We start from the raw sequence: 22958 nt of genomic DNA, 5'->3' as shown, positions 1-22958 counted from the left end.
TTTAAACTATTTCCCGAAGTTTCGAAATTGGGAACTGGAATGGCCTTGAAAAAACCCATTAACCAATTGATAGCAGGATTGTAATACATATACTCGATCACCATTGGCCTGATGGAAAATTTTTTCATAATGCCAATAGATGTCAAAACAGGATCGACGAAAACAGCTGGATGGCTCGGCAAGAAGAGAACGCCTCCAGGCTTATTCAGAGTGTTTTCATTCAAATTTTCTACGCCTTTGTACGTTACTTTATATCTAAACCAAAGGACAAAACGAAAAAAATATACAATTAAAAGCTCGGCAATAAATCGCACAATATATTCTCCATTTTAATGAAGCATGGCTTAGTATTTAATCCATGTCTCTTGAATAAAGAGTTGAGTATAAACTTTTTCGAGATTTTCTTCCATAGCTTAGAAAGGTGCCGCTTTCAGGGCAAGAAATGCTGAAAATGGAAAAGCTTTGCCATCAAATTTGATGGCAAAGCCAGAGTAGTGTGGATCGATTACATCACCCCTTTTCTACAGGGAGTCCCCGATGCTGCCAGGCGACTAACCCACCCGCCAAGTTATAAGCCTCGCTTTCTTGCTTATCTACACTCCAGCAAGCTGCAGCATAAGCAGATCGATGGCCTGACTTGCAATAGAACACAATTTTTTTCGTAGAGGGTACAGATGGAACTTTCTCAGCTTTAAATTGTGAAATCGGCAAAAGAGTCGCATTAGAAATCCTCTCTTCTTGATATTCACACAATTCCCGGACATCCACCAACACAACTTGCGAGTCATCCATCCATTGCTTTAAAGTCTGAGGATCAATTTCTTTAATTTTTTTTGCCATATACGCCCCCTAAACGATTTCCATAATCTCAAAAAAGCAAACAATTCTAGCATTTGTTTCTTTAAATTGCATTATGGCGCATTTGGAGCTATCTGGCAATATTGAATTAAAAAAAAATCTATATCGTTTATTCCGTTTTCTTTACTCTACAAAATTTCTGCAGCCAGTGCCGCCAATTCCGATCTTTCTGTCTTTTCTAGAAACATATTGCCATAAATTTTTTGATCGGCAAACCGACCTACTGCATAGGTCAATCCGTTTGAATCTTTATCCAAATAAGGATGGTCAATTTGTGTAGGATCCCCCGTTAAGATCACTTTAGTACCTTCACCCGCACGAGAAATAATCGTCTTAACTTCGTGTGGAGTTAGGTTTTGGGCTTCATCCACAATGATATACATTTTTGGTAAAGAACGTCCACGAATGTAGGTTACGGCTTCCATCTCAACTTTTTTGCTTTCCGTGACCCAGCGCAGGGTATCGGTTGTTTGCCCTGAAGGAGATTCACACAAAAATTCTAAGTTATCATAAATAGGCTGCATCCAATGAAAGAGCTTTTCTTCTTTTGTCCCCGGCAAATACCCGATATCACGTCCAAGAGGAATTACGGGTCGGCTAACGAGAATCCGTGAATAGATTCCTTCGTCAAAGACCTTCCTTAATCCGCAAGCCAAGGCCAATAGTGTCTTACCTGTTCCCGCTGGCCCCAGTAATGTCACAAGCTTAATATCGTCACGCAACAGCAGGTCCACCGCACAGCGCTGCTCCACATTCCGTGGTTTAATTCCCCACATATTGACAGATTTTAGCAGGGGTTCTACCTGCTTACGTACAGGATCGTACTTTCCTACAGCCGAAGAATTCTCTGGAGAGGTCATCACAAGATACTCATTCGGATGGCAATCTAAATCGGGCAGCTTGATGAATCCATCTTTGAAAAAGGAATCTACATCATGCTTTGTCACCTCTACTCGTCGGTTTCCCCGGTACATGGTTTGATAAGCATACTTGAGGTTCTCATAATCTTCTGCTTCCAAGCCAATTGCTTCTGCTTTAATGCGAGCGGCAAAATCTTTTGAAACAAAAACAACATTTTCTGAGCGTTCAAATAGCAGATAAGCTGCCATAATGATTTTGTTATCTGTTGTAGATAAAGAAAAGTCTCCCTTATAATCATTTTTAATCTCAAGCGCAATGCGCACGTCGGAATCATTAGATAAAGAGATTCCATTATGTAAATCACCCTTTCCTTCGGATGCTAAAGAATCTAGAAAACGAAAAAAAGCCCGCGAATTCTTTCCTAAATCATTAGGTAAGCGTTTCATTTTGTCGAGTTCTTCTAAAACAGCTACTGGAATGACAACACGATTACGAGGAAATTTAATAATCGCTTCAGGATCATGCAGGATCACGTTAGTATCAAGTACAAATGTTTTTTTCACTAGAACCTCCTTTACCGAACTTTTCAAAGGGGACGCGATTTAGTATGGTGAACCTATGAGCCGAAGCTTACGAAAGAATGAAAAAAAGTGCGAAACAAAAATGCATGTTGAGAGATCTATTTTTGAACAATTCAGCAATCAACCCCATCGACTGCTAATTTAGTTTGACGAGAAATCCCCTCTCGAGCTAAGATTGAAACTTCAAGTAGATAAAGAAGTTAAAGGAGCTTTATGAAAATAACAGATAAAATTTTAAGCATCCCTCCTCATATTTCAACGACTTGGGCTAACATTTCCTCTCTACAAATGAAGGGACTTCTCTTAGTAGTCACTCTAATGGGAGGCGAAAGCGTCAATATACCAGGCTTATCTCTAGAAATTATTGAGAAAATCTTTTCTACCCATGCAACTTTCTTAGAACAAGAAACCCTTGCCCCCTCCTCCACATCTCACTTACTGTCTTCTAAAGGAACAGTGAGTGAAATTGAACTTCCTTTTCGGATGGGTTTCTCAACATTAGATGGGATAGGAACAGCCTTACAGCACAATCCAGCTCACGCTGACGCCCCTGACCTCCCTGAAGAAATTCTCGGAAAAATTGGAGCTATTGCTAAAATTATTTCTCCCGAAACTGAAGGCGATATTCCGAAACCGGAACCGCATTGCAATTGCATGCATTGCCAAATCGCAAGAACGATTCATCAAAACCTAACTGATGAAGAAGACTATGAAGAAATCGAGAACATTGAAGAGAATGCGGTAGAAGACGTTTCTGAAGAAGATCTACGTTTTTCCGACTGGGATATCACGCAAACTGGCGATAAGCTATTTTCTGTGGTTAAACGCCTAGACCCGGCAGAGAAATATAGTGTTTATCTCGGTCACCCAGTAGGGTGCACCTGTGGCCACACAGGCTGCGAACACATCTTAGCCGTTTTAAAAAGCTAAATGCATACAAGGAAGAATTCAAAAGGTTCTTCCTTTTTAAGGCTCTTCTTAGAGTAAATTTAACCTAATTTTTTCTTCATCTCTTCTAAAGAAATCGTTCCCTTTGCTGCATTTTTTAAAGCAAGCATTGCTTTACGAATATCTTCAGCATTTTCCAGAGCTTCCAAAATTTCTAAATCCTCAATTGGCACTATAGCAACCTGCCTCTTGTGATTAGTAAGAAGAATACGTTATTGTTTTTAGCTAACGCCTCCAAAAATATTCCTAAGTCCTTTCTCACTTGAGCAACGAAAACCCTTCTCATGTTTACTAAGCATTCATACCGCAATCTCAACACTTCCCATATTAAATATTAACTCATTGGTTTAAGTATTTTTAGCCTTTTTAACTTTCAATTTTTAAATTTTACAGTTCTTTGGAATCCATGATAAAGATAAATAAAAAGAGTCAAATTTTAGACTTCAAAAGACCCATTTAGTTGATCCTTTTCTTGTATTAAAACCCTTAAAAGACATAACATCTACCTATCCACTGTCATCATTACCCTGGAGCAGATCATGTCCAAAATCTCCACAACCCTTCTTCTTTTTTGTTCAACTTTAATTGGAACTATCCCTTCTCCCTTAATGGCCGCAAATCCACCTGGACTTTCCACAAATGCATTTCCGGCTTTTACTGGAAAGGTGATTCGCAATAAAGTCAGAATTCGACTTGAACCTTCCATGGAAAGCATGATTTTAAAAGAAATCGTCAACGGAGATATGGTTGTTGTAACGGGTGAAACAGACGAGTTTTACGCCATTCTGCCTCCTGAAGAAACAAAAGCCTACATTTTTCGCACATTCGTGCTAGACGACATTGTTGAAGGGCATAAAGTAAACGTGCGCCTATCCCCCTCACTTGAATCCCCTGTAATTGCGCAATTGAATACGGGAGATCGGGTAAACGGATCTGTGAGTACATCAAACGCAAAATGGTTGGAAATCACACCCCCAAATCATGTACGGTTCTACATTGCCAAAGATTATATTGAAAAAATTGGCCCCCCCGATTTAATGGCTAAAATCGAAAAAAGAAAGCAAGAAGCCTGCTCCACTTTCAGCCAAACGACATTAGCTCTCCAAACAGAGCTCCAAAAACCGTTCGAAAATATGCATGTCGACCATTTGTTTCAAAGCTTGAATCAAATGGCTAAAGAATACACCGATTTACCAGATGTTTCGGCGCAAGCAAAAGATTTCTTAAAGCACAGCCAAGAAATTTATCTGCATAAAAAAGTCGCGTATCTAGAAAACAAAACACAAGACCATTCTCAGAATTGGCAGGCAAAGCATTATGAATTGACTTCTGAATTAGAAGAAAAACAGAACAAGCTCGCTCAACTCGAAAAAGAATTAGCTGCAAAAGCACAAGCCCAACAAAGTCATGTCGCGACTCCAACGACGCCCCCTAAAGCTAAAACCCCTTCTTTGCAATGGGCATCCATTGAGCAACAGCGTTTCGAAGAATGGATTGCTAAGCGTGGCGGAGAAGGAACTTTTGATGAATTTTATGAAGAACAAGAAGTCAATCACACAGTGTTAACAGGAATTATTGAACCATATTCCCGCCCTGTTAAAAATAAACCGGGTGATTTTGTTTTAATTAATCAAGTCACACATTTACCCATTGCTTATCTGTATACAACAATCGGCTCAATTCAAGACAAGATAGGGCAACCCGTGACGATTCATGCCTCTCCAAGGCCCAATCATCACTTTGCTTATCCGGCTTATTATATCTTGTCGTTTGAATAGATTTTAAACTATTAAATTTAATAAATATGAAAGAAAAATTTTACACTTCAATCGTTTCGTTTTTTTGCCTAGTTGTTGTCGTAACCAGCTTACTATCTGCGAAGCTATTTCCAGCACCTTTCAGTTCCAATTTTTATTTGCCTGTTGGGATGCTCTGCTATCCTTTTACATTTTTAGCTGGCAACATTGTCACTGAAATTTATGGGTCTCGTCACGCAAGCTTTATGATTTACCTGGGATTTGGATTAGCTCTTATTACCCATTTTTTTATTGACTTTGCGATATCCCTCCCCTCTTCAAATCCCGAAATCCAGGTCGCCTTCAAAGCTGCTTTTGGGTTAAATGGAATCACCATTTATGGCTCTATGTTAGCATTCATTATCTCACAAACTCTTGAGATTAAGCTTTTCCTGTTCATAAAAAAACTAACTAACGGAAAGTATTTATGGCTTAGAAACAACGGTGCGATTGTTGTTTCGCAATTTATCGACACGTTTATTGCAAATTGGATTCTTCTTTATTTGGGAATGAAACTGGATTTAGAGCAAACGATCCATATTATCTTGGCGTGTTATGTATATAAGCTGATTCTTTCATTTTGCGGAACACCTTTATTTTATGGGTTTGTCTATCTACTAAAAAATAACATTGGACAACCCGATTCTAAACCTATTGTTGTCGACGCTTGAGAATATGATCCATTTTAAAAGGCATATACGTTGGTTGCTTCCACTCATAATATGGCTTTGCATCACGCCCTTCACTCCGCGCATCGACTTAGCACTGAGCCACTATTTCTACTCAGACAGCACGAAACATTTTGCTTCAAATGCCTTTTATCAATGGGTTTATAACTACGGTGCTTGGCCAGGACTTTTCCTTGCGGTAAGCGCGCTTGTCGTTTTAATTCTTTCTTTTTTTATTCACGCATGGCAAAAATGGAGATCCAGTGCACTTTTGCTTGTCCTCACTTGCGCGATTGGATCAGGCCTCGTTGTCCATGCCATTCTGAAGGAAAATTGGGGCAGGCCACGACCAAGACAAATCACCGAATTTGGCGGACAGCTTAATTTTCGTCCCTACTATGTCCCCTATTTTGCAAAGCAACCTGAAAAAACTAAATCCTTTCCGAGTGGACACAGCTCAATGGGATTTTATTTTCTTGTCCTTGTTGTTTTAGGTTATACGTTAAAAAATAAATCCCTCATTTATATGGGAGCAATCTGCACACTTCTTTTCGGCACATTACTCAGTTTAACGCGCGTTGCGCAAGGGGGACATTTTTTTTCGGATGTTCTTTTCTCCGGCTTAATCATGTGGTGGTGTGCTTTGAGTATTAATTGGTTATTACATCAGAAAGCATATGAAAGGACTCACTAAACGACAGCAAGAAATCTTGGATTACATCCAAGAATTTATCCATTCACATCAATTTTCTCCCAGTTATCGAGAGATTATGCAAAATTTTGGATATTCTTCTTTGGGTTCTGTTTCCAAGCATTTACAAGTCTTAAAGCGAAAAGGTTTATTAACGTCTGAAAAAAAATGCAGCAGATCAATAAAGCCCTTAGAAACAAAACCATCTAACCTTAATCAACATGAATTAGAACTCCCCTTCATTGGACATATTTTGGCCGGATTTCCTGTTGAAATTTTTCCAAAAACACAATCCCTCGCGGTTCCAAAGTTTTTAGTACAGGAACCCGATTCAAGTTATATTTTGCGAGCGCGTGGAAACTCTTTAAATGATGAGATGATCAGCGACGGAGATCTTTTAATAGTCGAAACGGGTAGAGAAGCGTGCTCAGGGGAATGGATTGTCGCTTTACTCAATGAACATGAAACATTTATTAAACGTTACTATCCTGAAGGCCAATATGTGCGCTTGGCTGGACATGATTCCGCACAGTCGCCCATCATGATTCACTTGGATGATCTTGTCATCCAGGGAATCGTTGTCGGACTCGTCAGATTATATGACTAATGGATAGGATTTCCTATTCATGCCATTCAGTGTCTTCAGGCTCAGGCTCAAAATCTTCTAATGTTTTAGACTTTTTTCCAGAAATCAAACGAATCAAAGAAAGAGTCCAGGCAATTAAAACATAAATCCAAGACAGGATGAAAAACAGCAAAGGAAAATGCTGTACGATTCCATAAAAAATCAAAACTGCTGCCACAACAATGCAAAACACTAACTGAAAAGAAGCCACTCTGACATGTAAGCTTTTAAAACTGGGAAACTTCCATCGGCTAATCATAAAATAGCCCAAAACAACAAAAGCGGAGATCAAAAACCACGCTTGCGTTTCAAGACTGATGGAAATATAGTGATTAAAATCATTTGAAGCCAAAAACAGATTAGCAGAGACCATTGCCGCTGCCCCAGCAGGAATTGGCAGCCCCGTGAAATTTTTTTTATTGGCAGCCAAAAGCTCCTCATCGCCACGAGCCTGTTGGGCAGATGCACTAAAACGCGCTAATCTTAAAACGCCGCAAACAGAAAATATCATTGCCGCAATTGTCAAAAAAGCTGAAAGTTGCGATCCCTGTTCCAAGCTAGCTGTTTTAAGTACAATCACAGCGGGAGCAACACCAAAGGTTACAGCATCAGCTAAAGAATCAAAAATCCCACCAAATTCACTTTCCGCTTTCATCGCTCTAGCCACCGCTCCATCAAGCAAATCCGCGAACGCAGCTAGTAACATGATTCCTGCTGTTGCCATTAAGATATGTTGATCTACTTGGCCAAAATTTGTCATAGTCATTTTAAAAATGACAAACAAACCGCATGTTAAGCTAAATGCTGTTATAATATTGGGAAGTAAGTAGATTTTTTTCATCTTTTCCTCAGACATTATCTGATTAATATTGAATCCATTAAGTTTAATATAAAGGATTTATTCATTTACTGATAGCTTCAGATTTAAAAAAAGGCATATTAAACTAAAGAATTAATTAAAGAGCTGCTAACCCTTGAACTCTTTCCACTTGCCGTAAAGCTTCACGCATTTGGTGCATGAGGCGTCCGGCTTTTTCAGGATGGTGGCGGTCTTCATCTAAAATGTTCCATTCCTCAGTAATCTCCCCTTCTTGCAATAAAAATACGTGATCGGCCATCGCAAGAGCATCGTGAAAATCATGGGTCACCATCAAAATGGTTGTCTCCAATTGTTTTTGGATATGTCGCATAAAGACATACATCTGCTCCCTCAAGACAACATCTAGAGATCCAAACGGTTCATCTAAAAGTAAGACTGGACGATTTAAAATCAGGGCACGAGCAAGCGAAATTCTTTGCCGCATTCCACCAGAAAGTTCATCCGGAAATTTATCTTCACAGTCTGATAATCCGAACAACCCCAATAATCGACGCGCATCTTCTTTTAACTGAGGAAGAGGGACTGTTGTTTTTTTGCCTAGCTCTGCACTGAGTGTCATATTGCGAATAACCGTACGCCATGGAAGAAGCAAGTCCTCTTGCATCATGTATGCAATTAAATCGTCATTCTCTGACAATGGTTTGTTATCAATTAAAATTGCTCCTGAAGCAGGAGAAAGAAGCCTCGTTAAAATTTTAAACAATGTCGATTTGCCCGATCCAGACGCTCCAATCAGAGCTCCGCTTTCTCCCTTATTCAATTTAAGCGAAAGATTTTTAAGAATCTTGTTTCCTTCATACGAAAATGAGAGATTTGATATATTTAGCATTCGAAAACAACTTTGACATTAAAATTAAAAGAAGAAATCTTAAAATTTCATTTGATTTTTGTAAACCTATTTTCAGAACAATTATTATCACTTTTTTAGAGGCAATATGTCATTTCAGCAGACTTTACACGATGTTCAGCACAAGCTTAAAGACAACCAATTAGATGGCTGGCTGCTTTATGACTTTCGCCGCTCAAATCCCTTGGCATGCCAATTTCTTGAAATTGCGCCTGAAACCAATTTAACTAGACGTTTTTTTTATTTGATTCCTCAAATAGGCTCCCCCATTAAAATCATTAGCATCATTGAAAGCCACCTCCTGGACCACTTACCTGGAGAAAAATTAACCTACCGCTCATGGCCTGAGCTAGAGGGCCATCTAGCTCGGCTTCTTTCGGATAAAAAACAAGTAGCAATGGAATACTCTCCACGCAACGCCATTCCAGCAATCTCTAAAGTAGATGCGGGCACCATCGAAATGATTCGCTCATACGGCATTGAAGTGATGAGCTCGGCCGATCTTTTGCAAAGCTATACGAGTACATGGACCGCCTTTCAACTACAGACACATCGAAATGCGCTTAAAATTTTGGAAGAAAGTGCTCAGCTAGCTTGGAAATTGATCGCAGATAAATTAAGCACAAGTCAAAAAGTGACAGAGTATGATGTACAACAATTTCTCTTGAACTGCATGAAAGAAAAAGGCTGCATCACATCCGATCCCCCCATCTGCGCAGTCAACGCGCATTCTGCGAACCCTCACTATACACCTGATGCCAAACATTTTGCAGAAATTCGTCCAGGTGATTTTATTCTCATTGACTTATGGTGCAAACAAAATATCACTCATGCTGTTTATGCAGATATCACGCAAGTCGGCGTGGCTGCCGAAACCCCAACAATGTGGCAACAAACGATTTTTTCGGTTGTTAAAGAGGCCCGAGATGCCACAACACGCTTTATCCACGAAAATATCGAAAACAACCTGCCCGTTATGGGCTGGGAAGCCGATCAAGTCAGTCGCGATGTAATCACAGAAGCAGGTTTTGGGAATTTTTTTATCCATCGCACGGGTCACAACATTGGAGAAGAAGACCATGGTCCAGGAGCTCACCTAGATAATCTTGAGACACACGATGAAAGACTTTTATTGCCAGAAACCTGCTTCTCAATAGAACCTGGAATCTATCTTCCAAATGAATTTGGAGTACGATTGGAATATGATGTCTTTATCCATCCTGACCGCAGAGTCGAAGTCACTGGAAATGTGCAAAATAGCTTGATTTGTCTAGGTGAATACAAATAATTTTTGATACCATTTTAACTTGCATACAATTGGATTTAGGATTAAACTTTTATCCTTTTAGATAATCAACATAAAGGATTTGTGTGAAGCAACAACAGCCCATCTCAAGAGGAAATATTTTTTCAGCAATGTTTTTAGTTGCTGGAACTTGCATTGGCGGTGGAATGCTCGCACTACCTGTTGCAACTGGAGTCAGCGGCTTTATTCCCTCTCTTTCTATCATGGCCGTTTGCTGGCTAGCAATGACTCTGACAGCTCTTTTCCTCGTCGAAGTAAGTTTATGGTTTGAGGAAGGCGCACATGTGATCACCATGACGCAAAAGATTTTAGGTCCAATTGGAAAAGCTGTAAGTTGGTTTCTTTATCTGTTTATTTGCTACGCCTCTATCGTCGCTTATACTGCTGGCGGAGGCATTCAAATTGCGTCTGCTTTGGGACATTACTTAGGCCTGCCCATCAGCAAAGAAATTGGAGCTTTAATTTTCGTTGCGTTCTTTACCTTCGTCATTTATCTGGGAAGCCGATTTGTAGGAAAAGTAAATACCATTCTTTTCGTTGCCATGATTGCAGCCTATCTTGGACTTGTTATCGTCGGAATTGATGAAATCCACCCAACCTTACTTAGCTATCAAAAATGGAACGTCTCCCTTTTTGCGGTTCCTTTTTTACTGACCGCTTTTAGCTTTCAAACCATGGTTCCCAGCTTGACTCCCTATCTCAAAAGTCATCCCAATGCTTTACGCTGGGCCATTATTGGTGGGACTTCTATCGCATTTGTTATCTATGCAATCTGGCAGTCTCTGATTTTAGGGATCATTCCTGTAGGTGGACATAATGGACTTGCCGCAGCCTTAATCAAAGGGGAACCTGCGACACAATGCTTGCATCAACATGTGATTGGCACTTGGATCTGTACAGTTGCGGAATTTTTTGCTTTCTTTGCAATCGCCACCTCATTCCTTGGAATGACTTTAGGTTTATTCGACTTTCTCGCTGATGGTTTGTCCATCAAAAAAGAAGGGATTGGAAAAGTTTTACTAAGCATCTTAATCGCTGTGCCAACGCTTTTATTTGCAGTTAAGTTTGAACGAATCTTCCTCGTTGCCCTAGAAACATCAGGTGGCTTTGGAGACTCTATTTTAAATGGGATGCTCCCTATTCTGATGATCTGGATCGGCCGCTACTGGATGAACCTCAAAGGCCCTTTTAAAGTACCCGGAGGAAAGCCTCTTTTAGCCATTCTCTTTTTGTTCTTCACATGTACACTGTTTTTAGAAATTCTTATTCAAGGTGGCTGGATTGCTTCCCCTTACGAAGAGTATCATTTGCATGACCTTGAAACATTCATTCATGAAGTCTAACACCAGGAATCGATTATGGGATTAATCACAGCCTTTAAAGCATTTTTTAAAACCTTTAAAGACCCGCAAGGGGCTCAACAGTTTTTAGATGGACAACAACCATCCAAACAAATTCCTCAGCAGGAATCAGATCCTTCTCATCTACGTTTGCTAGCCATCTTGCAAAGAACGGGTCGTTTAATCGACTTTATTCAAGAAGACATTTCATCTTTTGATGATGCCCAGGTGGGTGCCGCTGTCAGGCAAATTCATCAAGACTGTCAAAAAACATTGGATGACTTGGTCGCGATTCGCCCTCTTTTAGACGAAAATGAAGGCTCAAAAATTCAAATCGCGGCAGGATATGATCCTTCAATGTACAAGCTTGTGGGGCATTTAAGTGGCACACCTCCTTTCACTGGAACGGTGATCCATCGAGGCTGGAAGGCGCATAAGAAATCTTTACCTAAAAAAACTGATACGCATCTGGATGAAATCATTTGTCCTGCTGAAATCGATATCATTAGAAAATCATAAGGGAAATCAAAATGAGTGAGAATAAACAGTGGATTATTGGCATAGATCTTGGAACAACCAATTGCACACTTGCATTTGCAGAATTTGATCCATCCCTTCCACCAACTTCTCAGCCTTTGATTCATCAATTTTCCATTCCTCAGCTTGCAGCAGCAGGTGAGGAACAAGAACTCCCCTCACTTCCCTCTTTTCTGTATTTTCCTTTGCAAGAAGAATTAAAGGCAAAGAGTGCCGCGTTGAGCTGGGATGCCGAACGAGAATTTTGTGTGGGAACATTTGGAAGAGACCGCGGAGGTGAACTTCCCGATCGACTCATTTCATCCGCTAAATCCTGGCTATGCCATTCTGGAGTGGATCGTCGATCCGCCATTTTACCTCCTCATGCAGATGAAAGCCCTAAAATGAGCCCCCTTGAAGTGACCGCACATTTGTTAAGGCATTTGAAAGAAGCTTGGGACACAAAAATGCCCGAAGCCCCATTTGTCGAACAAAAAATCTTAGTTACAGTTCCCGCTTCTTTTGATCCAAGCGCTCGAGAACTTGTTCAAGAGGCTGCTCGTTTAGCAAATTATCCCGAAACAATTTTATTGGAAGAGCCTCAAGCTGCTTTCTACGCATGGATGCACCAACACCACGACATTTGGAGAAATAACCTATTACAAGTAGGTGACAGCATTCTTGTCGTCGATATAGGTGGAGGAACCACGGACTTTAGTTTGATTTCGATATTGGACGAAGCCGGAAATCTCACTTTAAAAAGGCAAGCAGTAGGCTCTCATTTACTTTTAGGGGGTGATAACCTCGATTTAAGCTTAGCCTATCTAGCCCAAAACAAACTGGAAGAACAAGGGCACCATTTAGATGAAAGACAATTGCAAGCTCTCACCCAAACCTGCCGCCATGCAAAAGAATTGTTAATGTCAGAAAATCCACCCAAACATGTGGATGTCACAGTCATGGGAAGAGGCAGCAAACTTATCGGCGGATCACTTAAAACAAAAATTACCTTGGCAGAGGCCAAAGCTATTCTCGTCGATGGTTTTTACCCCTTAATTGCTCCGGAAGACCGCTCCCCTACAGAAAAACGTTTAGGATTGCAACAAATTGGCTTACCTTATGCGCAAGATCCACGTATTACGTCACAACTCGCGAAATTTCTTTCAATGACGGGAGAAGGGGATCGTGGAAGCATGGAAGAATTTGTGTTACCCTCAAAAATCTTGTTCAATGGGGGAACAATGAAAGCGCAAGCTTTCCAAGATCGTTTTGTCGAATTATTAAATAATTGGGCTACAACTCTTAATAAAGCTCCTATTCAAGTTCTCCCAAATCCTGATCTAGATTTTGCAGTAAGCCGTGGCGCTGTCTACTATGGCTTAGCTCGCCAAGGAAAAGGGATACGGATTAAAAGTGGCACAAGTAGAAGCTACTATATTGGGGTGGAAGATGCTGTTCCAGCAATTCCAGGGATGCCAACACCTCTTAAAGCCATCTGTGTCGTTCCTTTTGGAATGGAAGAAGGCTCTGAAAAAGAACTTCCTGACCAAGAATTTTCTCTTGTTGTAGGAGAGCCCACAACGTTCCGCTTTTTCAGCCATGCGACTCAAAAATTTGCAGATGGAACAGATCCAGAAATAGGAACCATCATCAAGCAATGGAAACAAGAATTAACCGAACTTCCACCCATCGAAACGTTCATTGAAAAAATGGAAGGAGATGGAAAAACACTCCGCGTCAAATTAAAATCTCGTGTTACAGAATTAGGCACTTTAGAATTATGGTGTGTTTCTTCAACTAATCAACATTGGAAATTAGAATTTGATTTAAGACAAAAGTAAACCATGTTTTTAATCTTTATCATTTCTTAACAATTTTGATGCATTCTCCCCCAACATTAAATTGGGGGATATATGAAAATTACAGAAAATCACATTAATAGTTTTAATCTAGAATCTCTTTCTAACTTCAAATCAATTGCTGTAAAAGGCAATGAAATTAGAGTTTTTGAAAATAAAGTTGACAAGGCTTTAAAAAATTAAAAACCATAAAAATTCTGTCAGATCTTCAAGAAATCATTGGTTCAACGCCTTCTCCAGAAAACGCCCAAAAAATTAACGCAATTATTACGCATATCAAAGCTGATAAAGAAAACAAACAAATTGCTTTTAAACCTGCACGAAAAATTGCTAATTGGATGAGTAAATTTTGGAATAAAATCCGTGGTTATGGATTTCAAACTTCACTCGAATTAGCTATCAAAATGTCTAGTGATACAAGATTGATTTGTGCACCACCCGACTCAGGACCGTTTTTAACACCAGAAGACCAAAAAGCGTATTTAGCTAAACGCATCGCGCATGATGCCAAAAACATCGCTGACCAACAACAAGCTGAGCGAAAAAGGCAAGAAGAATTAGAGGCTCATGCTGCGGAAGAAATGGAAGCTGAAAAACAACGTCAGGCAGAGTTAAAAGCTGAAGAAGATCGCTTATTTCAAGAACAAAGCGAGAGAAATAAAGCAAAGACTGAAGCAGAAAATAGAAAGCTTGAAGAAGACCAAATAGCTGAACGAGCTAGACTTGAAGAAAAAAATAGAAGAGAGGCTGAATCATTGGAAAAAAGCCGAAGAGAGAATGAACAAAAAGTTAAAGCTGAAAATGATAAATTAGACCAGCAAATCGCTGAAGAAAAAGCTCGTCAGGCAGAAATCAAAAAGCAAGAAAAACAAAAAGAAGCGGAAAGAAAAGCAGAGAGAGAAGCTAGAATTGCAGCGGAAGAAGCTCAAGAAGCACAAAGAAAAACCGAACGATTAGCAGATCAAGAGCATGCTCAAGCTTTTGAACAACGCCAAGCAGAGGAACGAGCAAAAAATGCAGCTGAAGCAAACGCTCGAGATGAAGAAGCTCGCCGAGCAGCTAAATCATAATTTTTCTCATTTTAGGAAGCTCTAAGCCAGAGTTTCCTAAAAAATTTATTCTTCATCTATATGCTCTTCTTCAAATAAAAATCGGCTAAAATTAATCAGTTGATCGGTCACTTCTTCCATCTTGTGGTTAAAGTCCACATATGCGGCTTGTCGATCACTATTTTGAAAAAAGTCTCCAGCCAAAACAGCTGTTTGCAAAGAAGTGTTAACTCCCATCCCATGAAAAAAGCTAGCCGTGGCGGCCGCATCACCTAGAACCAAAACCCCTTTTTGCGAAGATGAAAAAGTTTTGGCTTTCTGAAGAAGAATAGAAACATTATCCGCTATAATAACAGGCTCTGTTTCCAGCTTTTCCACTTCTAAAAACCATTCACACTTAGCAACTTTTTCCTTTAAATCTTCCAACGAAATGTGGCCAAATAATTCGGTGTCATGCGTAAAACTCTGTAAAAAAATAATACTTCCCGTTGGAACAGAAATTCTTCGAATAAAGTAATCTTCCTTCTTCAATATGGGTGAGACATCCACTCCCCTTGAATGATCTTTAAAAGGAACGAACGTCCACACACCTACAGCCTGACCTAAGCACTCACACTCAATCCCGGCAAAATCGCGCACCTTACTATGCACCCCATCTGCAGCAACAAGAAAATCATAGGGAAGGGAAATATTTTCTCCAGAAATTGCAACAATGGCTTCTTTTTTATCCTTTTCTAAAGCCCTAAATTCACCCTGAATTTTTTTGATTCTCAATTCCTTAATTCTGGCATTCAATCCTTTCTCCAAATTTTTAATGCGCACCAACCCCATGTGTTCCCCTCCAAAATCTAATACTTGAAGATGGGATAAGGCCACATTCCAGCTTTCTAAAAGATCTAAAGAGGATTTCAAAAGAAAAACAAACTGAGGCCTCGAATAGGACGCTCTTTTTTCGATGATTGTGACGTGCGCACCTTTTTTGTGAGCTTCAATGGCTGTCGCCAGCCCGGTAGGCCCTCCGCCAATGATGAGAACTTCGCTGGATTGTATTTTTTCACAAAAAATCAGGGTGAGAAAACAATAAAATAGAAGAATTTGAAAACGTTTCATCGCTTATGTACTCGCTTGTCAGTAAAGGTTTGGAGTGTAACAAACTTGCGTAAAACCACAAAACAGATTTTTTTTGAACTTTCTCGTAAAAGATCCGTTTGCATTTTTTAAAATCAAAGTTATATACAAAAAAAAGGTGTACTCATCTCTTGATTCTCCATCACTTGTCTAATCATTAGGAAAAATGAAATTACTTTTTTTAGGAACAGGGTCAGCTTTCACAGTCGGAGATGGAAATTACCATTCGAATTTACTATTGCAATCAGATACACACAAAAATCTACTCATAGACTGTGGGAGCGATGCGCGGTTCTCTTTGCATGAACAAAATCTGGATTATCAAGACATTCATGATGTCTATATTAGCCATCTGCATGCCGATCATGTGGGAGGATTAGAATGGCTGGCCTTTCAAACCAAATTTAATTTAGAGGCTCATGCTAAGCCAACGCTTTATATAAATAATGCTTTGGCCGGTCCTTTATGGGAGCATGTTTTATCGGGTGGACTGCATTCTTTGGAAAACGAGGAAGCCTCTTTGGAAAGCTTCTTTCATGTCAAAATAATTTCTCAAACTTTTGAATGGGAAAAGATCCATTTCACATTAATCCCCACAACGCATGTCCTTTCTAATCACATTCCACAACCTTGCTTTGGCCTCTATATAACCTTTAAAGAAAAATCGATCTTCATCACAACCGATACGCAATTTGATCCACAACATTTACTACCTTATTTTGAAAAAGCTGATCTTATCTTTCATGATTGTGAAACTGCCGCGATTTGCAGCGGATGCCATGCCCGCTATCCTGAACTTGCGACCCTTCCTCTTGCTATTAAAAGCAAAATGTGGCTTTACCACTATCAACCAGGTCCCCTTCCAAATGCCTTAAAGGATGGATTTCGTGGATTTGTCCAGAAGGGAGATCGATTTGATTTATGAATGAAAGTGATTTACATTATCTTCTCTTTAAAATCAAAGACAGCCTTTACGCTTTGAATGTGACGTGCATTCTCGAAATTGTCTTGCTACCAGAATTAAAATCTTTATCTTTCTCAGTTCCTGGCTTCGTGGGTTATTTCAATTACCACCAAGACGTTATACCTGTGCTGGATCCCGCAATTTTATTGGGATCCCCTGCAACTCCTTACTCTCTGCAAGACAACATAATCATATTAAAAGATAAGGACTTATGTTATGGCTTGATCATAAAGGATGTCTTAGCGATTTCACCTATCAATTTGAATGTTTCTCAAGCCCTCTTAAAAGAAAATTTGCACAAAACCCACACCCAATTTTTTTCTTCAATCGCTCTTTACAACGAGGAAGCTGTTTTTATTTTAAATCACAAAAACTTATACACATATCCTTCAATGACTCTTACTAAAGAGAAAACATTGATTTCGATAGCTCTACTTTCACAAGAATACGAAAAAAACATTCTTTCTGAAAGGGCAAAACAACTTTCTCAGACCTTGACGTCAAAAAAAAATCACAACTTAGCTCCATTTGTCATTGCAGAATCAAATAAAGAGTTATTTGGCCTCGAAGTTCAACACATTAAAGAATTTTATTCCGTTCGCAGCTTTACACCATTCCCTTTTTCGCATCCCTATCTCTTCGGTTTCATTAATTTACGTGGAATGATTCTCCCTCTAATTGATAGTGGGACATTCATTCAGTCAAAGCGAGAAAAATATCTTGAATCACTAAAAGTCATTGTGATTGAAATCTCCCAGACTCTCTTTGGACTGGTTGTAGATGATGTGATCGATGTTTTGTTACTTCCTAAAGAAGCGATTAAAACTAGCATCGAAAAAGAAAAAAGTCATTATTTGACCTCAACGATTCATTATAAAAATGCATTTTTAGGTGTTTTAGACACACACAAAATTTTTAAGTTATTTTCCTTATAAGGAGAAAAAATGCTCGATTATTTCAATGCCTTAAAGGTTAGAACCAAGCTGGCCTGGCTGACAGGAATTCTGATTCTAGGAATGCTTATCTACGGCTACATGTCTTCAATCACGGTACAAAAAATTGCTATTAATGGGCCTTACTACCAAGAAATTCGTTCGGGTCAAGCTCTTCTCGCAGATATTCTCCCCCCTCCGGCCTATATTGTCGAATCATATTTGCTCTCTTTTCAAGAAGCCTATGAAAAAGACCCAGAAGAATTACAAAGTCTCATTCAAAAAAGTTTAGACTTACAAAAACAATATAACGAACGCTATAACTTTTGGATGACAAACTTGCCTGAAAGTCCCATTAAACATGTTTTAACGGAATCTCACTTACCTGCCGAAGATTTCTTCACTCAATGGCATCAACAATTTTTACCCGCAATTAAAGCGGGCAATCATGCAAAAGCTGAAGAACTCCTATTTGGTCCCTTAAAAACTTTTTATCAATTGCATCGCGCCAAAATTGACGAGGTCATCCGTTTAACAAATCAATATAACGAAACGATAGAAAGAACCATTAATGACTTGGGTCAAAAAATGCAATTTTTTGCCAACATCAGCTGGATTTTTACGATTTTAATGGGGGTCATTTTAGCTACAATCATTGGGTATTCCGTAACAAACCGTCTGCGTGAAGTTCTGAAAAGAATTTTATCAACCTCAAATGAAATTGATGGCCTTTTAAAAACGCAAACGTCCTTAACCTCTGAACAAGTGTCTTCCGTTAAAGATGCAACTTCCTCTCTAAAAGGATTAAATCGTTCTTTTAAACATACGGAAGAGCTTGCCCTGGATTCAAGCAATCGATGTAAAAACTCCCTTCATGTTTCTGAAAAAGGCAATAAGCTGATTAAGCAAATGCTCGAGGGACTGATTCAACATAAAGACAAAGTTTTAGCAATCGGCCAGCATGTTTTGCGACTGACTGAAATCACCAAACAAATTCACAATATTGCTGCCGTGACGGGAAATATCACTAATCAAACGAACATTTTAGCTCTAAATGCCGCTGTTCAAGCTGCCCAAGTTAAGCAACATAGTGAAAGTTTTTCGGTCATAGCTAGCGAAATACGCAAATTAGCAGATGAAAGCAAAAAATTTTTATTGCAAATTGATGTTTTGGCCGAAGACATTAAATCTGCGACCGATTCAACGATGCAAATTGCCGACGAAGGGAATAAAACGGTACAAGAGTGCATTAAATTGGCCCAATCTTCCACCGAGGCTTTTAATGCAATCATTTCCATTACTACGGACTCATTCGTGGGTGCCGAGCAGGTTTCTAAAAATGTGAAGCAACAAAGCTCTGCAGTTGAGCGGGTCACTGAAGCACTTGACTTAGCAAACACGTCAACAGGTAAAACATTACAAGGAATGGACCAAACGCGTAAAGAACTGGAAAATCTCAATCTTGTTTCTGAAGAACTAAAAACCATTGTGTAAAATATATGATTGAAGATGAAGAGCTTAGAATTTTATTCGAAGCAGAAAGTGAAGAAAAAATTCATTCAATCGAATCCAATCTAAAAAAAATAGAAACCAATTTTCACGATGAAACCGTTTGGAATGAATTATTGCGTGATGCACATACCCTTAAAGGCTCTGCTCGCTTACTCAAAATTAAATCTATTGAGATTATCACTCACCGATTTGAGGGTATTTTACAACATCTTAAAGCATCCAAAAGTCAAATTTTTCCAGGACAAATAAAACTGTGTTACGAAATTTTAGATGCCATTCACTTATTTACAGAGGAAGAGATTGGGAAAGCTCCAGCACGCGTCGATATTTCAGAACTGTTGGAAAAAGCCTCACATGTCATGCAAGAAGAAGTTCTTTTCTCTTCATCAGCTTCTTCCCCGAAACTCCCTCCTCCTCGCAGTCAAAAAGACACGTCCCTCATTAATAAAATAAAAAAAATTTCTCAAAGAAAAGATTTCCTAACTAAAACGATTGCACCTCATGGCACCCTTAAAAATCAGGACATTCACATATCGACTGTACGCGTTAATTTTGAGCAGATCAACCAGCTAATGAATGAAGTTACAGAATTAAATGTCGTCAAAACCACAATTGAACAACTGAATAGCCAAATTGATTCGCTAGTGGAGACCTGGGAAGAAAAAAAGATCCTCTCAAGAAAATTAGCACATACAAAAATAGAACAACTCAATCAGCAAATTGAAGACAAGCTCAACCTTTTGCAAAATCAAGCAAGGGATCCTATCCATAAATTGCAGGTGATTTCTTCTAAACTCATTCAACATGTTCGCCGTCTTACTTTATTGCCGATTTCCAAACTTTTTGATTTATTCCCAACCATGATACGTGAGCTTGCCTTAAGCTTAGATAAAGAGGTTGAGTTTATCGTTTCTAGTGAAGGGATTGGGGTGGATCGTAAAATCATTGATAATCTAAAGGATCCCCTTACACATATTCTACGCAATGCAATTGCCCATGGAATAGAACCTCCGCAAATCAGAAAAAAGCTCGGCAAAAATCCTAAAGGAAAAGTCGAATTAAAAGCATTTCAGACAGAACAAACGATTGTGATCGAAATCATTGATGATGGCTCTGGTTTAGATTTCACAAAAATTAAGCAAAGAGCCATGGATTCAAAGCTTTTTACCCAAGAAGAACTCGATCATAAAACGCCTCAAGAGCTAATTGAACTAATTTTTCTTCCTGGATTTTCAACCTCTAAGCAACCCTCAGATATTGCAGGTCGTGGGATCGGTTTAGATATTGTCAAAAAAATGGTGCAAGATTGTTCGGGGCATCTCCGTGTGCGTTCTCAAGCGGAAAAAGGGTGCGCATTTTCTATTGAGCTGCCGATTGAATTCGTCACTAATCATGTTTTACTCATTTCACAAAATGGGGGCACTTACGCCATTCCTGTTGATAGGGTAGATGCCTGCTTATGGATTAAATCCGAGCAACTTTTTTCGATTGAAGGACAAGACATGATCAACATTTCTCAAAATCCTTATCCGGTTTATTTTTTAAAATATCTTCTAAATTCAACAAGAGAACACTTTTCGCTAGCAGATCCCATTCCTTGTGTCATGATTCGTAAATTTGAAAAACATATTGGATTGGTTGTAGACGCTATCCTTGAAGAACAAGAACTCGTCATTTTTCCTAATAAAACCCCCTTATTTGATTATAAGGGAGTTATCGGAACTGCCATTTTAAAAAATGGCAGTGTTTGCATTGTGATTGACCCATTTGAACTCATTTACCTTTCAAATGTTCAAAATGAAGAAGCTTTACATTTCAAAAGCAAAAAAAAAACCATTTTACTGGTAGACGACTCCACCATTTCACGCGTAATCCTTAAACATGCGTTGGAAGAAAAAAATTATCAAGTGACTATTGCTGAGGATGGCCTACAAGCGCTTGAACTTCTCCAAGAAATGAAATTTGACGCAATGATTACCGATGTAGAAATGCCTCGCATGAATGGATTAGAACTCACTTCACACATTCGAACACAAGATTATAATTACATCCTTCCTATTATCATCATTTCTGATCTATCATCAAAAAAAGATGAAGAAAAAGGGCTAAAAGCTGGTGCTAATGCCTATCTCACGAAATCAGAGTTCAATCTACAAAATATTATCACCACATTAGAAGAGTTAATAAAATGAATGATGACAATAAAAAAACCATTTTAGTCGTGGATGACACTCCCTTGCAAGCGATCATGCTACGTCGTGTACTTGTCCAAGCCAATTACGATGTTCTCACAGCCAAAAATGGAGCCGAAGCCTTAGAATTCTTAAAGAAGCAAAAATTTGCCTTAGTGATCACCGATGTAAATATGCCCATTATGGATGGATTTAAGCTATGCCGCATTATAAAAACCGACCTTAATCTTAGATCGACCCCAGTGATTATTTGCACCGTTCTGGCCTCCCCAGAAGATTTGATTAAAGGAATTGAAGCAGGTGCAGACAACTACATCACCAAGCCTTGGAATAACGATCTCTTGCTCTTGCGCATAAAAGAGCTGGTAGGGAGATCTAGCAGTCCTCAAATTTTTTCGAGTACCGAAGAAATTGTCTTTGGAAATCAAACCTACAAAATTAGCACGAATCGACAATACATTTTGAATTTTTTACTTTCAACCTATGAACATATTCACCAACAAAATATTGAATTGCAAGAGCTTAAAGAGGAAATTCAAAGAAAAAATTCAGAGCTAAAGCAAGCTCAAAAAGAGCAAGAACAAATCATGCTCAATGTCTTTCCCTCTTATGTTGCGCAAGAATTACTAGCCTATGGATCTGTTAATCCTACACGTGTTGAAAATGCAACCGTTGGATTTGTCGATTTTTCCGGATTTACCGAAAGCTCTTCTAAACTAGAGCCCCAAAATTTACTTGAAGTTCTCGAGTTTTATTTCGAAAATTTTGACCGCATCATTGAATCCAGACAAATCGAACGAATTAAAACAATCGGGGATGGCTACATGTTTGCAAGTGGTGTCCTAGAGCATAAAGATTCACCAGCCCTCGATTGTGTCTTAGCAGCGATAGAAATACGTGATTTTATGATAGAATCCGAAGCCTTAGTCAAACAAAAATATCATATTGAATGGAAAGCTCGTCTGGGAATTCATTCTGGTCCTGTCATTGCGGGAGTTGTGGGTAAACAAAAGCTCGCTTATGACATATGGGGCGATACAGTCAATATCGCTAATCATTTACAGGCGCAAAGTGAAGAGGGTAAAATTAATATTTCCCATGAAACTTATGAAAGGATTAAGGATGTTTTTATTTGCACATATCGAGGCAAATTGCCTATTCAAAGACGTAAAGGAACGAATAGTCTTTCAATCGATATGTATTTCGTGGAAAGCCTTAGACAAAAATAAATTCAGGGGTTCAGCAATTCATCTAGAAAATAGGGCCTCATCTTTTGATTATTCCCTTCATTTGCCTGAGGTTTATTAAATTTCTTTCCAAATTCAAAGATGATAACTTCAGAAACTTGTTTGATTTCTTTAGGTAAATTTTTGAGGTTTTTTGATTTCTTATTTTTTTTTGACAT

23 protein-coding genes and 1 pseudogene are annotated in these 22958 nt (G+C 39.0%); 16 read left to right on the top strand and 8 right to left on the bottom strand.

All coding sequences use genetic code 11. The annotated features are described in order from the left end of the window. From AB7E63_RS04885 to AB7E63_RS04875, 3 genes and pseudogenes are all read right to left on the bottom strand, one after another. Positions 1 to 224 (bottom strand): annotated as a pseudogene (locus tag AB7E63_RS04885) (hypothetical protein); the annotation flags it as partial. 286 nt (positions 225 to 510) lie between these two features. Continuing rightward, a complete protein-coding gene (locus AB7E63_RS04880; RefSeq protein WP_006341048.1) occupies positions 511 to 840 on the bottom strand; it encodes a rhodanese-like domain-containing protein in 330 nt (109 codons plus the stop codon). A 146-nt stretch (positions 841 to 986) separates the two neighbouring features. Beyond that, positions 987 to 2282 carry a PhoH family protein gene (locus AB7E63_RS04875; protein WP_428418868.1) on the bottom strand — a complete coding sequence of 432 codons (1296 nt, stop codon included), beginning with the start codon at positions 2280 to 2282 and terminating at the stop codon, positions 987 to 989. Positions 2283 to 2513: 231 nt separating this feature from the next. Between AB7E63_RS04875 and AB7E63_RS04870 the strand changes: the two genes are divergently transcribed. Next, positions 2514 to 3230 carry a hypothetical protein gene (locus tag AB7E63_RS04870; protein WP_006341050.1) on the top strand — a complete coding sequence of 239 codons (717 nt, stop codon included), beginning with the start codon at positions 2514 to 2516 and terminating at the stop codon, positions 3228 to 3230. 59 nt (positions 3231 to 3289) lie between these two features. Here the strand turns inward: AB7E63_RS04870 and AB7E63_RS04865 are convergent, their stop codons facing one another. After that, a complete protein-coding gene (locus AB7E63_RS04865; RefSeq protein WP_006341051.1) occupies positions 3290 to 3421 on the bottom strand; it encodes a hypothetical protein in 132 nt (43 codons plus the stop codon). Positions 3422 to 3787: 366 nt separating this feature from the next. Between AB7E63_RS04865 and AB7E63_RS04860 the strand changes: the two genes are divergently transcribed. The 4 genes from AB7E63_RS04860 to lexA are packed head-to-tail and all read left to right on the top strand — an operon-like array spanning position 3788 to position 7010. Then, positions 3788 to 5026 carry an SH3 domain-containing protein gene (locus AB7E63_RS04860; RefSeq protein WP_006341052.1) on the top strand — a complete coding sequence of 413 codons (1239 nt, stop codon included), beginning with the start codon at positions 3788 to 3790 and terminating at the stop codon, positions 5024 to 5026. A 26-nt stretch (positions 5027 to 5052) separates the two neighbouring features. After that, on the top strand, positions 5053 to 5715 hold the full coding sequence (locus tag AB7E63_RS04855) for a queuosine precursor transporter (RefSeq protein WP_006341053.1): 663 nt from the start codon (positions 5053 to 5055) through the stop codon (positions 5713 to 5715). 4 nt (positions 5716 to 5719) lie between these two features. Next, positions 5720 to 6406: a phosphatase PAP2 family protein gene (locus AB7E63_RS04850; RefSeq protein ID WP_006341054.1), complete on the top strand. Its 687-nt coding sequence runs from the start codon at positions 5720 to 5722 to the stop codon at positions 6404 to 6406. Continuing rightward, complete coding sequence (lexA, locus tag AB7E63_RS04845; protein WP_006341055.1) at positions 6390 to 7010, top strand: transcriptional repressor LexA; 621 nt, start codon at positions 6390 to 6392, stop codon at positions 7008 to 7010. Before AB7E63_RS04850 ends, lexA begins: the two co-directional genes overlap by 17 nt. A gap of 13 nt (positions 7011 to 7023) precedes the next feature. Here the strand turns inward: lexA and AB7E63_RS04840 are convergent, their stop codons facing one another. Together AB7E63_RS04840 and AB7E63_RS04835 are read right to left on the bottom strand one after the other, a co-directional pair. Further along, positions 7024 to 7869 carry a CDP-alcohol phosphatidyltransferase family protein gene (locus AB7E63_RS04840; protein WP_050784561.1) on the bottom strand — a complete coding sequence of 282 codons (846 nt, stop codon included), beginning with the start codon at positions 7867 to 7869 and terminating at the stop codon, positions 7024 to 7026. Positions 7870 to 7984: 115 nt separating this feature from the next. Further along, positions 7985 to 8737 (bottom strand): ABC transporter ATP-binding protein, encoded by a 753-nt coding sequence (locus tag AB7E63_RS04835; RefSeq protein ID WP_006341057.1) that lies wholly within the window; start codon positions 8735 to 8737, stop codon positions 7985 to 7987. A 106-nt stretch (positions 8738 to 8843) separates the two neighbouring features. Between AB7E63_RS04835 and AB7E63_RS04830 the strand changes: the two genes are divergently transcribed. The 6 genes from AB7E63_RS04830 (at position 8844) to AB7E63_RS04805 (ending at position 14846) form a co-directional block, all read left to right on the top strand. Continuing rightward, a complete protein-coding gene (locus AB7E63_RS04830; RefSeq protein ID WP_006341058.1) occupies positions 8844 to 10043 on the top strand; it encodes a M24 family metallopeptidase in 1200 nt (399 codons plus the stop codon). Positions 10044 to 10126: 83 nt separating this feature from the next. Then, positions 10127 to 11404 (top strand): amino acid permease, encoded by a 1278-nt coding sequence (locus AB7E63_RS04825; protein ID WP_006341059.1) that lies wholly within the window; start codon positions 10127 to 10129, stop codon positions 11402 to 11404. Positions 11405 to 11419: 15 nt separating this feature from the next. Next, positions 11420 to 11920, top strand: coding sequence for a DUF2760 domain-containing protein (locus tag AB7E63_RS04820; protein ID WP_006341060.1), 501 nt, complete (start codon positions 11420 to 11422; stop codon positions 11918 to 11920). Positions 11921 to 11931: 11 nt separating this feature from the next. Beyond that, positions 11932 to 13758: an Hsp70 family protein gene (locus AB7E63_RS04815; RefSeq protein WP_006341061.1), complete on the top strand. Its 1827-nt coding sequence runs from the start codon at positions 11932 to 11934 to the stop codon at positions 13756 to 13758. A 72-nt stretch (positions 13759 to 13830) separates the two neighbouring features. After that, the gene (locus tag AB7E63_RS04810) at positions 13831 to 13959 is read left to right on the top strand and encodes a hypothetical protein (RefSeq protein ID WP_006341062.1); all 129 of its coding nucleotides are present in this window, start codon (positions 13831 to 13833) and stop codon (positions 13957 to 13959) included. Positions 13960 to 14114: 155 nt separating this feature from the next. After that, entirely contained in the window at positions 14115 to 14846 is a 732-nt protein-coding gene (locus tag AB7E63_RS04805) for a hypothetical protein (RefSeq protein ID WP_013925141.1), read from the top strand. A gap of 45 nt (positions 14847 to 14891) precedes the next feature. Here AB7E63_RS04805 and AB7E63_RS04800 read toward each other — a convergent pair whose 3' ends face one another. Then, positions 14892 to 15935 carry an FAD-dependent oxidoreductase gene (locus tag AB7E63_RS04800; protein WP_006341064.1) on the bottom strand — a complete coding sequence of 348 codons (1044 nt, stop codon included), beginning with the start codon at positions 15933 to 15935 and terminating at the stop codon, positions 14892 to 14894. A gap of 184 nt (positions 15936 to 16119) precedes the next feature. Between AB7E63_RS04800 and AB7E63_RS04795 the strand changes: the two genes are divergently transcribed. Genes AB7E63_RS04795 through AB7E63_RS04775 form a run of 5 tightly spaced genes read left to right on the top strand, consistent with a single transcriptional unit; the run spans position 16120 to position 22782 of the window. Next, the gene (locus tag AB7E63_RS04795) at positions 16120 to 16878 is read left to right on the top strand and encodes an MBL fold metallo-hydrolase (RefSeq protein ID WP_006341065.1); all 759 of its coding nucleotides are present in this window, start codon (positions 16120 to 16122) and stop codon (positions 16876 to 16878) included. After that, positions 16875 to 17852 carry a chemotaxis protein CheW gene (locus AB7E63_RS04790; RefSeq protein WP_006341066.1) on the top strand — a complete coding sequence of 326 codons (978 nt, stop codon included), beginning with the start codon at positions 16875 to 16877 and terminating at the stop codon, positions 17850 to 17852. Before AB7E63_RS04795 ends, AB7E63_RS04790 begins: the two co-directional genes overlap by 4 nt. Before the next feature lie 9 nt (positions 17853 to 17861). Continuing rightward, entirely contained in the window at positions 17862 to 19343 is a 1482-nt protein-coding gene (locus AB7E63_RS04785) for a methyl-accepting chemotaxis protein (protein ID WP_006341067.1), read from the top strand. Between the two features lie 5 nt (positions 19344 to 19348). Continuing rightward, positions 19349 to 21553, top strand: a complete 2205-nt coding sequence (locus AB7E63_RS04780) for a hybrid sensor histidine kinase/response regulator (RefSeq protein ID WP_428418860.1) — start codon at positions 19349 to 19351, stop codon at positions 21551 to 21553. Beyond that, positions 21550 to 22782, top strand: coding sequence for an adenylate/guanylate cyclase domain-containing protein (locus tag AB7E63_RS04775; protein WP_006341069.1), 1233 nt, complete (start codon positions 21550 to 21552; stop codon positions 22780 to 22782). The genes AB7E63_RS04780 and AB7E63_RS04775 overlap by 4 nt, the downstream gene beginning before the upstream one ends. A 2-nt stretch (positions 22783 to 22784) precedes the next feature. On the opposite strand, the gene AB7E63_RS04770 is transcribed toward AB7E63_RS04775, so the two are convergent. Then, positions 22785 to 22958, bottom strand: coding sequence for a hypothetical protein (locus AB7E63_RS04770; protein WP_006341070.1), 174 nt, complete (start codon positions 22956 to 22958; stop codon positions 22785 to 22787).

This window comes from Parachlamydia sp. (assembly GCF_050255895.1).
GTDB lineage: Bacteria > Chlamydiota > Chlamydiia > Chlamydiales > Parachlamydiaceae > Parachlamydia > Parachlamydia acanthamoebae.
Note: the sequence above shows the minus strand (reverse complement) of the source record. Positions and strands in the feature narration are given on the sequence as shown.